General features: G+C 31.6%; 14 protein-coding genes. 7 read left to right on the top strand and 7 right to left on the bottom strand.

The window, feature by feature from the left end; all coding sequences use genetic code 11:
• The first annotated feature begins 177 nt into the window (after positions 1-177).
• Both N2251_RS13775 and N2251_RS13770 read left to right on the top strand, forming a co-directional pair.
• Positions 178-453 (top strand): helix-turn-helix domain-containing protein, encoded by a 276-nt coding sequence (locus N2251_RS13775; protein ID WP_260587315.1) that lies wholly within the window; start codon positions 178-180, stop codon positions 451-453.
• Between the two features lie 2 nt (positions 454-455).
• Positions 456-1,685: a type II toxin-antitoxin system HipA family toxin gene (locus N2251_RS13770; protein WP_260587314.1), complete on the top strand. Its 1,230-nt coding sequence runs from the start codon at positions 456-458 to the stop codon at positions 1,683-1,685.
• Here the strand turns inward: N2251_RS13770 and N2251_RS13765 are convergent.
• The 4 genes from N2251_RS13765 to N2251_RS13750 form a co-directional block, all read right to left on the bottom strand.
• Complete coding sequence (locus tag N2251_RS13765; RefSeq protein ID WP_260587313.1) at positions 1,682-2,821, bottom strand: ATP-binding protein; 1,140 nt, start codon at positions 2,819-2,821, stop codon at positions 1,682-1,684. The two genes, N2251_RS13770 and N2251_RS13765, sit on opposite strands and share 4 nt — an antisense overlap.
• Positions 2,822-2,824: 3 nt before the next feature.
• Entirely contained in the window at positions 2,825-3,580 is a 756-nt protein-coding gene (locus N2251_RS13760) for an SDR family NAD(P)-dependent oxidoreductase (protein WP_260587312.1), read from the bottom strand.
• 129 nt (positions 3,581-3,709) lie between these two features.
• Positions 3,710-4,621 carry a hypothetical protein gene (locus N2251_RS13755; RefSeq protein WP_260587311.1) on the bottom strand — a complete coding sequence of 304 codons (912 nt, stop codon included), beginning with the start codon at positions 4,619-4,621 and terminating at the stop codon, positions 3,710-3,712.
• 84 nt (positions 4,622-4,705) lie between these two features.
• The gene (locus N2251_RS13750; protein ID WP_260587310.1) at positions 4,706-5,137 is read right to left on the bottom strand and encodes a hypothetical protein; all 432 of its coding nucleotides are present in this window, start codon (positions 5,135-5,137) and stop codon (positions 4,706-4,708) included.
• Positions 5,138-5,267: 130 nt separating this feature from the next.
• On the opposite strand from N2251_RS13750, the gene N2251_RS13745 reads away from it, so the two are divergent.
• Together N2251_RS13745 and N2251_RS13740 are read left to right on the top strand one after the other, a co-directional pair.
• Positions 5,268-6,374 carry an NAD(P)/FAD-dependent oxidoreductase gene (locus N2251_RS13745; protein WP_260587363.1) on the top strand — a complete coding sequence of 369 codons (1,107 nt, stop codon included), beginning with the start codon at positions 5,268-5,270 and terminating at the stop codon, positions 6,372-6,374.
• Positions 6,371-6,820: a GreA/GreB family elongation factor gene (locus N2251_RS13740; RefSeq protein ID WP_260587309.1), complete on the top strand. Its 450-nt coding sequence runs from the start codon at positions 6,371-6,373 to the stop codon at positions 6,818-6,820. Before N2251_RS13745 ends, N2251_RS13740 begins: the two co-directional genes overlap by 4 nt.
• Positions 6,821-6,942: 122 nt before the next feature.
• Here N2251_RS13740 and N2251_RS13735 read toward each other — a convergent pair whose 3' ends face one another.
• The 3 genes from N2251_RS13735 to N2251_RS13725 form a co-directional block, all read right to left on the bottom strand.
• Positions 6,943-7,878: an ABC transporter ATP-binding protein gene (locus N2251_RS13735; RefSeq protein ID WP_260587308.1), complete on the bottom strand. Its 936-nt coding sequence runs from the start codon at positions 7,876-7,878 to the stop codon at positions 6,943-6,945.
• 263 nt (positions 7,879-8,141) lie between these two features.
• Positions 8,142-10,223 (bottom strand): M13 family metallopeptidase, encoded by a 2,082-nt coding sequence (locus tag N2251_RS13730; RefSeq protein WP_260587307.1) that lies wholly within the window; start codon positions 10,221-10,223, stop codon positions 8,142-8,144.
• A gap of 60 nt (positions 10,224-10,283) precedes the next feature.
• Positions 10,284-12,440, bottom strand: a complete 2,157-nt coding sequence (locus N2251_RS13725; protein ID WP_260587306.1) for a prolyl oligopeptidase family serine peptidase — start codon at positions 12,438-12,440, stop codon at positions 10,284-10,286.
• A 164-nt stretch (positions 12,441-12,604) separates the two neighbouring features.
• Between N2251_RS13725 and trxA the strand changes: the two genes are divergently transcribed.
• The 3 genes from trxA (at position 12,605) to N2251_RS13710 (ending at position 16,805) form a co-directional block, all read left to right on the top strand.
• Complete coding sequence (gene trxA, locus N2251_RS13720) at positions 12,605-12,964, top strand: thioredoxin (protein ID WP_260587305.1); 360 nt, start codon at positions 12,605-12,607, stop codon at positions 12,962-12,964.
• Positions 12,965-13,258: 294 nt separating this feature from the next.
• Positions 13,259-14,230: a ribonucleotide-diphosphate reductase subunit beta gene (locus N2251_RS13715; protein ID WP_260587304.1), complete on the top strand. Its 972-nt coding sequence runs from the start codon at positions 13,259-13,261 to the stop codon at positions 14,228-14,230.
• A gap of 175 nt (positions 14,231-14,405) precedes the next feature.
• On the top strand, positions 14,406-16,805 hold the full coding sequence (locus N2251_RS13710) for a ribonucleoside-diphosphate reductase subunit alpha (protein WP_260587303.1): 2,400 nt from the start codon (positions 14,406-14,408) through the stop codon (positions 16,803-16,805).
• Positions 16,806-16,879 lie beyond the last annotated feature (74 nt).

The following is a 16,879-nucleotide window of genomic DNA, read 5'->3' as shown; positions in this document are numbered from 1 at the left end:
ATTTTGCACAAACGGTTATAAAAAAAACAACACTCAAAAGGTGTTGTTTTTTACATCAAAAATTAAATTAATTGCTATTATAGCAGCAATATTTATTGTATATCATTAAAAAAGCTATTATAGTAGCAGTTTTTAAAGTATAATTGTTATATTAGTATTCTAAACTAAGAGTACGATATGTGGGGATATGGAGATGAAAAATCGCCTAAAGAAATAATGATTCTTTTATCAAAAAGAGCCAGAGTTTTAAGGAAACAAGAAAAAATGTCTCAGAAGGAATTATCAGAAAGATCAGGAGTATCTTACGCTAGTGTTCGAAAATTTGAATCAACAGGTGTCATTTCTCTAGAATCACTTTTAAAAATTTGTGAAACTCTTAAACGTTTAACAGATTTTGAATCAATATTACTGCCAAGTGATATGAAACGGAAAAAAGAGTTATTTAATTATTAACTATGGCAACAACTAAACTTAATGTATACATACAGTTTTCTAAAGAAGAAGAGCTTATTGGTGAACTTGTTTTAGATGGTAGAGATATATTATTTAAATATAGTGATGCTTATTTAGAAGTAGGAAAAAACCTGTCTCCTAATCAATTAATGTTTAATGATACTCCTCAAACAACCAAAGAAAAACCATTTAATGGTCTTTTTGGTGTGTTTGCTGATTCTTTACCAGATGCTTGGGGATATTTGTTAATAAAGAAACGCCTTAGTACAAATCGAGTTGCTATTGAATCTCTTAATGCGTTAGATCATTTAACATTTGCAGGGAAGAACAGTATGGGTGCACTACAGTACAGACCAAGTGTAGCGTTAGAGCAAGAAGCTGTAGAAATTAATCTAGACAAACTAAAGGATAATATTTCTGAGGTACTTAGTGGAGAGAGTAGTGCCATAATTGATGATATGTTTGGAAGAGGTGGTAGCCCAGGTGGAGCACGGCCAAAAATTTATGCAGGATATAATCCGAAGACAGATTCACTCATTAGTGTTGTGGCTAATCTTCCGGAAGAATATGAGCATTGGATTATTAAATTTGCTGCGGATGTAGATTCGAAAGATATCGCCAATATAGAGTTGGCTTATTATAAAATGGCCTTAGATTCAGGAATTGAAATGTCTGAATGCAGAGTGTTTACTAGTAATTCTGGAAATAGTTATTTTGGAACCAAACGATTTGACCGTATAGGAAATGATAAACTTCATATGTTGTCAGCTGCAGGACTTTTTCATGATGATTACGAGCATAGTACCCTTGATTATGGGAATTTAATTTACCAAGCAAAGAAGTTAACAAATAACGCACAAGCTGCTGAACAAATGTTCCGTAGGGCTGTTTTTAATATTTTAGTACATAATCGAGACGATCATTCTAAAAATTTTGCTTTTTTAATGAATGCTGAAGGAGAATGGTCACTAGCACCTGCTTACGATTTAACTTTTTCATCTTCTTCACAAGGGTATCACAGTACATCTTGTGCTAAAAATTATGTAGATCCAGGAAAGAAAGAATTATTAGAGTTGGCAAGTGCATTATCAATAAAAAAAGCAAAGATAATTATAGATGAAATAAAAGAAGTTACCAATCAATGGAAACGATATGCTGTATTGTATGGAGTTTCAGAAGCTTCAACAAAAACCATTGAAGCTAGTTTAAAAACCATTCGTACGAGGTTTTAATTATATTTCACTTTACGCAACACACGCATTGCTTCTTTGTATTTTATATAGGCAGTTTTATCTTCTAAATTTTTAATATAATTTTTTATTTTTTTTAGCTGTTGAGGTGCGTCTAAAACCCCGTTTAAATAGCATATTAAATAGGAGGTAGGTAGTTTGTAAACGTTTTCAGATTCAGTTATCGAAAGCTGTTTATTATTCTCAATTTTGGTAATAATAGCATTGTTATTGTTATAAATATGATGTAAAATAGTTTTATCGTATTGAGGAGCTTCAAACAAAAATTCGGTTATAATATCATGTTTACCATTACCTTTAAAATGAATAATTGTTTTTTCTAACGGATAATGTTTTTCAGCGCCATCGATTCCTAAAACAATATATTCGGTAATTATAAACGATTGTTCATTGTAGCTAATCTGAACATCATCTAAGGCAGAAAAAAACAAACGAACTTGTTCATTTATCAATTCAATATCTACTCTAGTATAAAATATTTCATGGTTAATTAGTTTCTTTTTTCCAGCCCAACACAATACAAACTGCTCGTTAAACACTTTGTATTGCGGATTATATTTAGGCTTGTGATTGTTGATAAAATCAAAAACACCATCGAGAGTTAATTGTATATTGTTGCTAGCGTTTTTTTCGATTGCAGCTACAATAGTAGTATTTGCATCATTTAAGGTAAAATTGCCTTCAGAAGGCATTGAGTTACTTCCTCTGCGAAAAAAAATAGTGTTTTTACGGTATTTCCAAATATTTTTTAAAAGTGATGTAATTTTACTATTAGGATAAATAGTTACTAAACCTATTACTTTATGACGCGGCAAACGTGGAAAAGGAACATTTTCATATTCTATTTTTGGAGGATTGTTTAAGTAAGCGTTTATTAAATTCTGAATTTTACTATCATCATAAAAATCAACTCCTAAAATCTTATTTTCTTCATCTTTAACCCCAATAACAATGTATGAGTTATTACTAGGGTTTGAGTTAGATAAGGCACAAACATGTTTTATAAATTTAGCTTTTCCTTCTTTTGAATTTAAGGATAATTTTTGTTTTTTATCATAAAAACTATTTTCATCGTTATGAGAAAGAAGGTTTTTAATTAAAAGACGTTTGTTAATCACAATTTATGCATTTTTATTTATAATTGATGCGGTAGCTTGCGCGGTAGGATACACCACTAAATCTTCAATATTTACATGGTAAGGCCTGCTAATAACAAAGTAAATAATATCGGCAATATCTTCGGGTTGTAATGCTTTGTAGCCTTGGTATACGGTTTTTGCTCTTTCGGTATCTCCTTTAAAACGAACATCTGAAAACTCGGTTTCTACCAATCCTGGATGAATAGCAGAAACTCTAATATTGTGTTTGTTTAAATCAATACGCATTCCTTTATTTAAAGCGTTTACAGCGAATTTAGAAGCACAATATACATTTCCGTTAGGATATACGTCTTTACCAGCAATAGAGCCGATATTAAGAATAAATCCGTTGTTTCTATCAACCATTTGCGGAATTATTGCTTTTGAAACATATAATAAACCTTTTACATTTCCATCAATCATGGCATCCCAATCATCAATACTTCCGTCTTGAATACTACTTAACCCGTGGGCATTTCCTGCATTATTAATCAAAATATCAATATGCTTAAATTCATCAGGTAAATTACCAATGGCTTGTTGCACTTGTTCTTTATAACGAACATCAAATTGTAAGGTATGTACTTTTGTTAAGGTTGATAATTCTTGTTGAAGTTCTTGTAGTTTTTCAGTACGTCTTCCACAAATAATAAGGTTGATATTATTTTTAGCAAAAAGACGAGCGGTTGCTTTACCAATACCTGAAGTTGCTCCAGTAATTAAGGCTGTTTGTTGCATTTTTTGTTTTTTTATAAAGGTAAAATATTTTATGTTAAGCATATATTATAAAACATAAAAACCGCTCTATTTCTAGAGCGGTTTCCTTTAGTTGGCTACTACCCCAACCAAAAATCAACTAACCAAACTTTATTTTAAATATTTTCTATCAACGGTTTTACGTTGTATTTTAGTACGTTTTCTACTGTTATTCCTTACAGAAGATTTTGTAATACTTTTATTTTCGTTTTTTAAATATTGTACAAATCCTCTACCAGAAAAAGTGTACGTTGTTTCAGAACTTAGGTGAAATAATTGTATCCTTTCATCATTTATAACGCTTAACTCAAATTTTTCAGTATCTCCACCATCATAATTAAGTGTTAAAAGTTTTAAGTTGTTAATACCGTTATAATTAGCAACTTCATAACCACCTACATAATCCCAACTAATATTATCAATATTTGTGCCAAAAGCATCGTGTGATGAATAGAAAGTTACATCATTTTCTGGTGTAAATTGCAAAAAGTGTTCGTCATCAAATACATTTGGAGAACCTCCAGAAGTAGCTGTTCTTTCCCAACCTATATATTCTTGTAAGAAATATTCGATGTTGTCGTAAAACAACTTATCGTAATTGAAATTGCTTCTTTGATATCCGATTAAATAATAACTTACATTTTGCGATAAATCATCAATTCTAATTTCATCATCTGCTAATTGCACTACTTCAAAATTATAATTACCATCTAAATCATGATAAGTTTCTAACACGGTTCCACGAGGAACATAGTCACCTACAGCAATTCCTAACCCGTTACCAGTTTTACCAATATCAACAATATTGTTATTTGCATACATGGTTCCGTTTAAAAAAGAAACTGTAAAAGCTTTTGATAAAAACGAAACATCGCCACTACCAGTAGTTCTGTGATAATCAATATACCATAAGTCATAGCTTGAAATGTATTCGTTTAAAGAAAAATCTGTATCCTGAACCACACAAGACGTTAAAGCTATACTTGCTATAATTGTAAATAAGAGTAATTTTATACGTTTCATAAGCATTGGTTTTATGGTTATGATTACTCAATTTCAAAATACGTGCCAAAAACAAAAAACCACCTCATTATGAGGTGGTTTTTGTTAGTTTTGAGGTTTTGCTGTGGGCATAAAAACTCTTTTCTCTTTTTTAATATTTTTTATTTTATAATAATGAATTTTCTCATCTACTTTATAAGTAACTACGGCTTCATTTTCTTTTAGTTCAAAAGGAATTTTTACTTCATTTTTAGTAGTATTTCCATATTCTTTTACAGGATCACCATTTAAAACTAAGTCTTTTTTATCTTCACCTGTTGAGGTTTTATAACGAGCAGCAATGTAATTTTTATCCTGTTTTTGTTCAATTACAGCGGTTATAACTTTATTTTGAAAATACACTTTTTGAAAATCGACAGATTGGTTTTCTGTAAACTCAATCATTAAATTAAGTGTGTTGTTACCAGGTAAACCACCAGTAATATGAGAGTAAGATGCGGTGTTAACCGTAAAAGGAGGATTTGATTCTAGTTTCATGCTTGCACACTGTGTAAAGCTTAGTGCCAAAATTAAGATTCCGAATAACTTCATAATATTACTTTTTATTGTTTAAATTTAAATATTCAAGTAGTGTGCCAAGGTACAAATATATATAGAAATTAAGATGTTGAATTACAGTTATTGGGAATTAAAGGAATGGTTTACAAATGTAGATTTTACCATTGTTGGTAGTGGAATTGTAGGTTTAAATTGTGCATTGAATTTAAGAAGAAAATATCCGAAAGCTAAAATTATAATTTTAGAAAAAGGGATGTTGCCACAAGGAGCAAGTAGTAAAAATGCAGGTTTTGCTTGTTTTGGTAGTTTATCTGAATTGATAGATGATTTAAAAACACATAGTGAAGAAGAGGTTTTTAATTTAGTAGAAAAACGTTGGAATGGATTACAATTACTTCGTAAAAATTTAGGTGATAAAAATATTGATTTCCAACAAAATAAAGGATATGAATTATTTAATGATTCAGCGTTTTATGAAGAATGCTTAGTTGAAAAAAATAAAATTAACCAATTACTAAAGCCACTTTTTTCTTCGGATGTTTTTACGATTGATAACAATTTTTTTGAGTTTCAAAATATTCATCAAAACTATATTACCAATCAGTTTGAAGGGCAAATTGATACAGGTAAAATGGTAACGAAGCTACTTCAAGTAATTCAGCAAAGTGATATAAAAATTTTAAATAATATTACCGTTAAAAATTTTGAAGAAATTGGGAATAAAGTAGCTATACAAACCAATCAAATTAGCTTTTCCAGCAATAAATTATGTATTGCTACAAACGGATTTGCAAACCAATTACTCAATGAAAATGTACAACCGGCAAGAGCACAAGTGTTAATTACAAAACCTATAAAAAATCTTCACATTAAAGGAACTTTTCATTTAGATAAAGGTTATTATTACTTCAGAAATATTGATGATAGAATTTTGTTTGGAGGCGGAAGAAATCTCGATTTTAAAGCCGAAGAAACCTCAGAATTTGGAGAAACAACAATCATTCAAAATAAATTAGAAGAAATTTTAAAAACGACAATTTTACCAAACACTAATTTTGAAATTGAACATCGATGGAGTGGAATTATGGGCGTTGGAAGTCAGAAAAAAGCAATTGTAAAACAACTATCTAATAATGTTTTTTGCGGAGTTCGTTTAGGCGGTATGGGAATTGCTATTGGTAGTTTGGTAGGAAAAGAATTAGCAGATTTATTATGAAGGTAAAAGAAGAGTTATACGCACAATGCGTTACATATGTAAATAAAAGACTGCAAACAGTTGAAGAAATTATTTCATCAAATCAAAAAGCATTACAATCTGAAACAAAAAGTTCAGCAGGAGATAAGCATGAAACAGGACGTGCAATGTTGCAATTAGAAATGGAAAAAGCAGGGCAACAACTTAGCGGAATTACAAAAATGAAAGAGATTCTTTCTAAAATAAATGTTGATAAAGTTTCTAAGGTAGCACATTTAGGAAGTGTAGTTAAAACAAGTAAAGCGTCTTTTTTTTTAAGTATTAGCTCAGGTAAACTTATGGTTAATAATGACGTTTATTTTGCAATTTCTGTTTCGTCTCCAATAGGACGTATTTTATTAGGTAAAACAACAGGCGATGTTTTTATTTTTAATAATATTCAGCAAACAATAAATGATGTTTTTTAATTTAAAAGTAGGGTAAAATAAACTTAATCTGTTTTTATTATAGGAAAGGTTGCTACACCCTTCAAATGAAAAAGAGTTTTTATAACACACTATTATTTATATAAATAATAGTGTGTTTTTTATTAAAAAACTGTCTCATTAAATTTTAATGAAACTATTTTTTTTATTTTAATAGTTGATGAGTGATTTAAAAAAATGGATGCACCATTATAACTCACTTCAATTAACCAATAATTACCTTTAAAATACGTGTTTTTAACAATTGCTTTTATTATTGAGCTTTCAACAATTTTTATTTGATGCGGATATAATAATACTTTTTTATTGTTGATGAGAACCTCATTTACATCATCAAATAAAGCGGCTATATATTTTAACTTCGGATTTTTATATAAGTTCATTGGTATATCATTCGCAATTATTTGATGGTCTTTAATAACAATCATTTTATCAGCAAAAGAAAGTGCGTCATTACCATCGTGAGTGGCTATAATACAAGCAATATTTTTTTTCTTTAAGTAGGTAAATAAGTTTCTACTTAGCGAATTTTTTTTAAAATTATCTATTTGTCCGAAAGGTTCATCGAGTAATAACAATTCAGGTTCTTTAGCTAAGGCACGAGCAATGGCAACGCGTTGTTGTTGACCACCGCTTAAGTTTTTTACTTTGATGTTGGCAAAGTCAGTCATTTCTATTACCCCTAATAACTCACTTGTTCTTTTTTCTGCTTCTTCTGGATAAAAACGAGATAGGAATTTTTTAATGTTTTCACTTACAGATGTAAATGGCATTAAGTCGAAATCTTGCGCAACGTATTTAAAAATATCGATACCGGGAACTAAATAATGCGCAGGCCCTAAGATTTTAAAATCATTCCAATAGATGTTTCCTTTGTCAACATCTAATAAGCCGTAAATAATTTTTAATAAAGTTGATTTTCCGCAGCCACTTTCGCCCATTATAGATACATGTTCTCCTTTTTGTAAAGAGAAATTGATGTTTGTAAGTGTTGTTTTTTCTTTAATATAAGAAAACGAAATATTGTTTACCTGTAGCATGATTGCAAAAATAGAGTTTCTATTGTTTTTGCGTTAGCGATTGAACGGTTTGTTTGAGCTCTTTTTTGAGGCACGAAAAAAAAGCGAGTAGTGAAAGCGCGACCGTTTACGGTAACGCCCAACTTGTCTATACAATTTTTTCGTGCCTCAAAAATCACTCGAAGTGAGAGGAATAAAAAAAACCGACACTTTCGTATCGGTTTTCTTTGATATAGTTTGTACAATTTTCCGTAAAGAAAATCATTACAGAAGACACTGCGTGTCTACCAGATTCTAACTCTTTCTTCTGGTTTTAAATACATTTTATCACCTTCTTTAACATTAAAAGCTTCATAGAAAGCATCAACGTTTTTAAGTGGCATATACGCTCTGTATTGGCCAGGAGCGTGTGTATTTGTCATGATTAAGTTCTTTAAAGCTTCATCACGCATTTTTGTTCTCCAGATTGTTCCCCAAGAAAGGAAAAAACGTTGGTTTGCAGTATAACCATCGATATCAGCTGGTTTTCCGTTCTTTTCTAAGAAAATTTGTAAACCTTCGTAAGCAGCTTGTACACCACCTAAATCACCAATATTTTCACCTAAAGTAAATTCACCATTTAAGTGCATGCTATCAATAGCAACAATATCGCTGTATTGTTTTACTAATTGCTTACCAATTACAGCAAATTTTTCAGAATCTGTATCAGTCCACCAGTTTTTAAGATTTCCATCGCCATCAAAACGAGCACCAGAATCATCAAAACTATGAGAGATTTCGTGACCAATTACTGCTCCGATACCACCATAATTTACAGCTTCATCTGCTTTGTAATCGTAGAATGGAGGTTGTAAAATTGCAGCTGGAAAAACGATTTCGTTGTTTACAGGATTAAAGTAAGCGTTAACAGTTTGAGGAGACATTCCCCATTCTGTTCTGTCTACAGCTTTTCCTAATTTCTCCATGTTTTTGTTATAATTCCACTTCGTAACGTTTTTAGCGTTTTCGAAATAAGAACCACCATTTTCTAATCCTTTTACTTGTAATTCAGAGTAGTCTTTCCAAACATCAGGATAGGCAATTTTAACCGTTAACTTGTGTAACTTTTCTAATGCTTTTGTTTTAGTCTCAGCACTCATCCATTCTAAACCAGCAATACGCTTTTCGAAACCTAACATTACATTGTCGATCATTTCTTTTGCTTTTGCTTTTGCTTCTGGTGGAAACATTTTATCAACATATAGTTTACCTAAAGCTTCACCAACAGCACCATTTAAATTACCTAAAGCACGTTCGTTTCTTGGGCGTTGTTGCTTTGCACCACGCATTTCTTTACTGTAAAATTCCCAATTAGCAGTTTCTAAATCGGTAGATAATAAACCAAGAGAATTGTTAATAGTATTCCAACGGAATAACAATTTAATATCTTCTACAGAACGAGCATCTAAAATTCCGCTTAATGCTTTAAAGTATCCAAGATCGGTAACAATTATTTTCTCAAGATCAGTAACACCAATACCTTCTAAATGTGCAGCCCAATCAATTGCAGGAGCTAATTCAGTTAATTCAGCAACCGTCATAGGGTTATACATTTTACGTGTATCTCTACGCTCTTCTTTTGTCATCATTGGCTCTGCTAAACTTTTTTCGAAAGCAACAATAGTAGCTGCGTTCTTTTTAGCGGTAGCTTCATCATCACCAAAAGTCATTAATGTTTTAGCAATAAACTCTTGATATTTAGCTAATTTGTCTGCAACCTTAGCATCCATATAATAATCACGAGATAAACCTAAACCACCAGCACCCATATAACCTGCGTATTGGCTACTGTTTTTTAAATCGTTATAAACGCCAAAACCATAAAAACCACCACCACCGTAAGGTGCCATGTTTGTAATGTAGTTTTCTACATCTTTTTTAGTTTTAATTTCTTCAATTTTAGCTAAAAAAGGCTTAATTGGCTCGGTACCTTGCTTGTTTCTAGCAACAGTATCCATTATAGTTTCGTAATAGTTTACTGCTTTTTCTTGATCAGAATCTATTTCATTTCCCTCAGCGTCTTTTACCTTCGGAAAATCTCTTTCTTGAATTGCATCATTTAAAATAACCAATACATCAGCATCCGTTTTTTTACGTAATTCACCAAAACCACCCCAAGAAGTTCTGTCAGCAGGAATCTCGGTTTTGTCCATCCAAGTTCCGTTTACATATCTAAAGAAATCATCTGTAGGTTTAACAGAAGTATCCATGTTTTCAATAATAATTCCCTGAGATTTTTTCTCTTCAGGTTTACTTTCTGTTTTACACGAAGCAATTGCTATGGAAGCAACTGCAGTAGTAAACAGCATTTTGTGAATGGTTTTCATTGTGTTTAATTTAGATTGATTTATGTATTAGTAGCTATAACCTTTTATCTGTTACAGTTTTTAACTCTTAATTTTAGATTTTGGTGGATTCGGTAACTGATCAAATCCCATATTAAATAGGGTAAATCCGAAAATATCAGCATACTGCTCTATTGTTTTTGCAACCGGTGTTCCGGCACCATGACCAGCATTTGTTTCGATACGAATTAATACCGGATTTTCTCCTTGTTGTTTGTCTTGTAACTCGGCAGCAAACTTAAAACTATGCGCTGGTACCACACGATCATCATGATCACCAGTAGTTACCATTGTTGCTGGGTAAGCTACATTTTTAACATTATGTACAGGAGAATATCCTTTTAAATAATCGAATATTTCTTTGCTTTGTTCTGCGGTTCCGTAATCGTACGCCCAACCTGCTCCCGCAGTAAATGTATGATAACGTAACATATCTAATACACCAACGGCTGGTAAAGCTACTTTCATTAAATCTGGTCGTTGGGTCATTGTTGCTCCGACTAATAATCCACCGTTTGATCCACCACGAACGGCAAGAAAATCTGATGAGGTATATTTTTGGTTGATTAAATATTCAGCTGCAGCAATAAAATCGTCAAATACATTTTGCTTTTTTAATTGTGTTCCGGCATCGTGCCATTTTTTACCGTATTCACCACCACCACGTAAATTAGGTACAGCATACACACCGCCTTGTTCCATCCAAACAGCGTTTGCTATACTAAAACTAGGAGTTAAACTCACGTTAAATCCGCCGTAACCATATAAGATAGTTGGATTTTTACCGTTTAATTCTAGTCCCTTTTTATAGGTGATAATCATCGGAACTTTTGTTCCGTCTTTCGAAGTATAAAATATTTGTTTGCTTTCATAAGCATCACCATTAAAAGAAATGGCAGGTTTCCAATAAACAGCATACGTTCCTTCTTTCGGATCGAATTTGTAAGAAGAACTTGGTGTGTTGTAGTTTGTAAATGAAAAATACAATTCTTTAGCAGTTGCTTTTCCGCCAAAACCACCGGCAGATCCTACGCCAGGTAATTTTACTTCACGAATTAATTTTCCGTCATAATCATATTGTACTACTTTAGAAACCGCATCTACCATATATTTAGCAAAGAAATAACCTGCCCCTGTTGACGGACTTAAGACGTTTTTTGTTTCAGGAATAAAATCTTTCCAATTTTCAGGAGTTGGATTAGAAATATCTACAGTAACTACTTTTTTATTAGGCGCATTAAGATTGGTTACCAAGTATATTTTAGAGCCAATATTATCTATCGGATAGGTATCACTATCTGTATGATCTAAAATTGTTATTAATGAACTATCAGGCTTAGAAAGCTCTTTAAAAAACAATTTATTTCCAGATGTTGATACACTTGCTGTAATTACAAGGTAATTGTCGTCTTCAGTAACACTACCACCAACATAACGATGTTTTTCTTGAGGAGTTGCTCCAAAAATAATAGCATCTTCTTTTTGTGCTGTTCCTAATTTATGATAGTATAATTTATGTTGATCTGTCTTAGCAGATAATTCACTTCCTTTTGGCTTATCGTAACTAGAATAATAGAAACCTTCGTTTTTGTACCAAGAAATTCCAGAGAACTTTACATCAATTAATGTATCACCAATAATTTCCTTACTCTTGGTATTCATAACAATTATTTTACGCCAATCGCTACCACCTTCAGAAATTGAATAAGCAACTGTTTCACTGTTTTTAGAAAAACTAACAGCGCCTAATGATGTTGTTGCATCTTCAGAAAACGTATTTGGATCTAAGAAAACCTCTTCCTTACCTTCTTTATCTTTTCTATATAAAACATATTGATTTTGTAATCCGTTGTTTTTATAAAAATAGGTGTATTCGCCTTCTTTAAAGGGAGTCCCTATTTTTTCGTAGTTCCATAATTCAGACAAACGATTTTTTAACTGCTCGCGATATGGTATTTTACTTAAATAATCAAAAGTTACTTCATTTTCAGCCTTAACCCAATTTTCAGTTTCTGTACTTCTGTCATCTTCTAACCAGCGATAGTTATCGGTTACTTTTGTTCCGAAAAAATCATCTACTACAGGTTTTTTAGTCGTTTCTGGGTACTTCACAGCAATTGTGTTTTTAGGTTGGTTTTCTTGTTTACAAGACACTAAAATAGCACTCGCACAAAGAATCGAAAAAAGGATTTTTTTCATGGTATAAAAATTAGTTAATTCTTTCAAAGTTAGCAGAAAAAAGTATGAGACTCCAATTTTTTAAGACGATTTTAACACTAAATAACCTTCTTGTAATTTATAAGGAATAAAAACGACTACCTTTAAGCTTGAGAATTTTCAAGTAAATAATTAATATAAACAGCATGACAGAGAATTTAACAAAAGCAACTTTTTTAGAAAAAGTATTTAATTTCGAAGAGAATAAAGAGTGGAAATTTGAAGGAGACAAACCAGCATTAATTGATTTTTATGCAGATTGGTGTGGACCTTGTAAAACTTTGGCTCCGATTTTAGAAGAATTGAGTAAAGAATACGAAGGTAAAATTGATATTTATAAAATTGATACAGAAGCAGAACAAGAATTATCTGCCGCTTTCGGAATTCGTAGTATTCCTTCAATGTTATTTTGTAAAGCGGGTGAACAGCCTCAAATGGCAAACGGAGCATTACCAAAAAAACAAATAGAAGAAATTATAAAAGATGTTTTAAAGGTAGAAAAATAAGCCTAAAAATAAATTGAAAAAGTGATGTGAAAACATCACTTTTTTTATGCAAAAAAACCAAAACAGGAAACTCAGTGATTATCACTACTCAAGCATATTTTTTAATTTTAAACTCTTGTTTTTAAACGATTTGTGCTTTTGTTGTAAAGACGCTCTTTTGTGCTTTTTTTTCAATTTGTTGAAAACTTCAAGGGATTTGTGAATAAGTAAGGCTTTCAGTTTTTAGTAATTTTTTGAATCTTTGTTAACCCTCTAGAAAATAAAAATAACATTAAAATTTAGCACAAATATATAATGGCTTTCATCGAACCAATTTTACAAGAAAACAAAGATAGATTTGTAATTTTTCCAATTCAACATGACGATTTATGGGAGTGGTATAAAAAACAACAAGCTTGTTTTTGGACCGCCGAAGAAATCGATTTATCTGTAGATGTTATAGATTGGGAAACGAAGTTAACTGACGATGAACGTTATTTTATTAAGCATGTTTTAGCTTTTTTCGCTGCTTCTGATGGAATAGTAAATGAAAATTTAGCAGAAAACTTTGTAAACGAAGTTCAATATTCTGAAGCAAAATTCTTTTATGGTTTTCAAATAATGATGGAAAACGTGCATTCTGAAACGTATTCGTTATTAATAGATACATATGTAAAGAATGATGCAGAAAAAGATAAATTGTTTAAGGCAATTGAAATTTTTCCAGCGATTAAAAAGAAAGCAGATTGGGCATTAAAATGGATAGAGTCTGATTCGTTTGCAGAACGATTAATTGCTTTTGCAGCGGTTGAAGGTATTTTCTTTTCTGGTTCATTTTGCTCTATTTTCTGGTTAAAGAAGAGAGGTTTATTACCAGGATTGGCATTTTCTAACGAATTAATTTCTCGTGATGAAGGAATGCATTGTGACTTTGCAGTTCATTTACACAATCATCACATGGTAAATAAAGTACCTAAAGATCGTATTCGTGAAATTATTTTAGATGCTTTAAATATTGAAAGAGAATTTATTACAGAATCTTTACCTGTAAGTTTAATTGGTATGAACGCTAAATTAATGACACAGTATTTAGAGTATGTAACTGATAGATTATTATTAGAATTTGGATGCGATAAAGAATATGAAGCTACAAATCCGTTTGATTTTATGGAGATGATTTCATTAGAAGGAAAAACAAATTTCTTCGAAAAAAGAGTTTCTGAATACCAAAAAGCAGGAGTATCATCAGGTGGTACTGGAGACATTAGTTTCGATGCTGATTTTTAAAAAGAATAACACTACTGCTAACCCCTACATGCGGTAAAATTTAACTAAAAACATGTAGGTGTTTTTAGTTAAATATAGTTTCCAAAAAGAAACAAAAATATTTTAACATGTAAGAATCACTTAAGTGTAAAACCTAGGTGACTCTATAAACCAAATTAAAACCAAGAGTAATAATATGTATGTAGCAAAAAGAGACGGTAAAAGAGAGCTTGTGATGTTTGATAAGATCACAGCGAGGGTTAGAAAAATGTGTTACGGATTAAATAAAATTGTTGATCCAGTAAAAGTTGCCATGCGTGTTATTGAAGGATTATATGACGGTGTAACAACATCAGAATTAGATAATTTAGCTGCTGAGGTTGCTGCGACACTAACTACTGCACATCCTGATTATGCAAAATTAGCTGCAAGAATTGCCGTATCTAATTTACATAAAAACACCAAAAAATCGTTTTCAGAAACGATGGTTGATTTGTACAAGTATGTAAATCCTCGTACAGAAAAAGAATCTCCTTTATTAGCAGATGATGTGTATGATATTATCATGAAAAATGCTGATAAATTAGACTCTACTATTATTTATAGTCGTGATTTTAATTATGATTATTTTGGATTTAAAACCTTAGAGCGTTCTTATTTATTAAAGTTAAACGGTAACATTGTTGAGCGTCCTCAGCACATGTTAATGCGTGTATCTATTGGTATTCATAAAGAAGATATTGACGAAGCAATCGCTACATACGAGTTAATGAGTAAAAAATATTTTACCCATGCTACGCCAACATTATTCAACGCAGGTACACCAAAACCACAAATGTCGTCTTGTTTTTTATTACAAATGCAAGATGATAGTATAGAAGGTATTTACGATACACTAAAACAAACTGCTAAAATTTCGCAATCTGCAGGAGGTATTGGTTTGTCTTTACATAATATTCGTGCAACAGGAAGTTATATTGCCGGTACCAATGGTACATCAAACGGAATTGTACCAATGTTAAAGGTATTTAATGATACTGCACGTTATGTAGATCAAGGAGGAGGAAAACGTAAAGGTTCTTTTGCGATGTATTTAGAGCCTTGGCATGCTGATATTTATGATTTTCTTGATTTAAAGAAAAATCATGGTAAAGAAGAAATGAGAGCGCGTGATTTATTTTACGCAATGTGGATTTCTGATTTATTTATGGAACGTGTGCAGCAAGATGCAGATTGGACGTTAATGTGTCCACATGAATGTCCGAATTTATTTGATACTTACGGAAAAGAATTTGAGCGTTTATATACAAGTTACGAAGCTGCCGGAAAAGGTAGAAAAGTAATTAAAGCACGTGATTTATGGGAGAAAATCTTAGAGTCGCAAATTGAAACAGGTACACCGTACATGTTATATAAAGATGCTGCTAACCGTAAATCGAATCAGAAGAATTTAGGAACTATTCGTTCTTCAAATTTATGTACTGAGATTATGGAATATACTGCCAAAGATGAGGTAGCAGTATGTAATTTAGCATCCATAGCAATACCAATGTTTGTTGGTGAAGATGAAAACGGAAACAAGTTTTTTGATCATAAAAAATTATTTAAAGTAACTAAAAAAGTAATTAGAAACTTAGATACGGTAATTGATCGTAACTATTATCCAGTAATTGAAGCAGAAAACTCTAATGTTCGTCACCGTCCTGTAGGATTGGGTATTCAAGGATTGGCAGATGCTTTTATTATGTTGCGTATGCCATTTACATCTGATGAAGCTAAAAAGTTGAATCAAGAAATATTCGAAACCTTATATTTTGCATCTGTAACTTCATCTATGGAGATTGCAAAAGCAAAAGAGCCATATTCAACATTTAAAGGTTCGCCAATGTCTCAAGGAGAATTTCAACACAATATGTGGGGAATTAAAGAAGACGATTTAAGTGGTCGTTGGGACTGGAATGCTTTGCGTAAAAAAGTGATGGAACACGGTGTTCGTAACTCATTATTAGTGGCACCAATGCCTACCGCATCTACCTCTCAAATATTAGGAAACAACGAAGCTTTCGAGCCTTATACATCTAATATTTATACACGTAGAGTATTATCTGGTGAGTTTATTGTAGTAAACAAGCACTTATTAGAAGACTTAGTAGAGTTGAATTTATGGGATAATAATATGAAAGAAGATATTATGCGTGCAAACGGATCTATCCAACATATTGATATTATTCCACAAGATTTAAAAGATTTATACAAAACAGTTTGGGAAATGAGCATGAAAGATATTATCGATATGGCGCGTCATAGAGGTTATTTTATCGATCAATCTCAGTCTTTAAACCTATTTATGAAAGACCCTGATTATGCAAAACTAACTTCAATGCATTTTTATGCTTGGAAAAGTGGTTTAAAAACAGGAATGTACTATTTACGTACAAAATCGGCAGTAAATGCAAAGCAATTCACCTTAAACATCCAAAAGAAAGATGCTGTAGTTGAAGAAGAAAAACCAATGAGTGCTACAGAATTTAAAGCCATGGTTGATGCTTCTAAAAACGGAGCACCAGACGATGATTGTTTAATGTGTGGGTCTTAAACCAAAATTAAATTAAAAGTTGATAAAGAGAAGTCGAAAAGGCTTCTCTTTTTTTTTGAAGCTATTTCCAGCTT

Source organism: Tenacibaculum haliotis (assembly GCF_025215075.1).
GTDB classification, from domain to species: Bacteria; Bacteroidota; Bacteroidia; order Flavobacteriales; family Flavobacteriaceae; genus Polaribacter; species Polaribacter haliotis_B.
The sequence above is the reverse complement of the archived record's forward strand: the minus strand, read 5'-3'. Positions and strand labels throughout refer to the sequence as shown.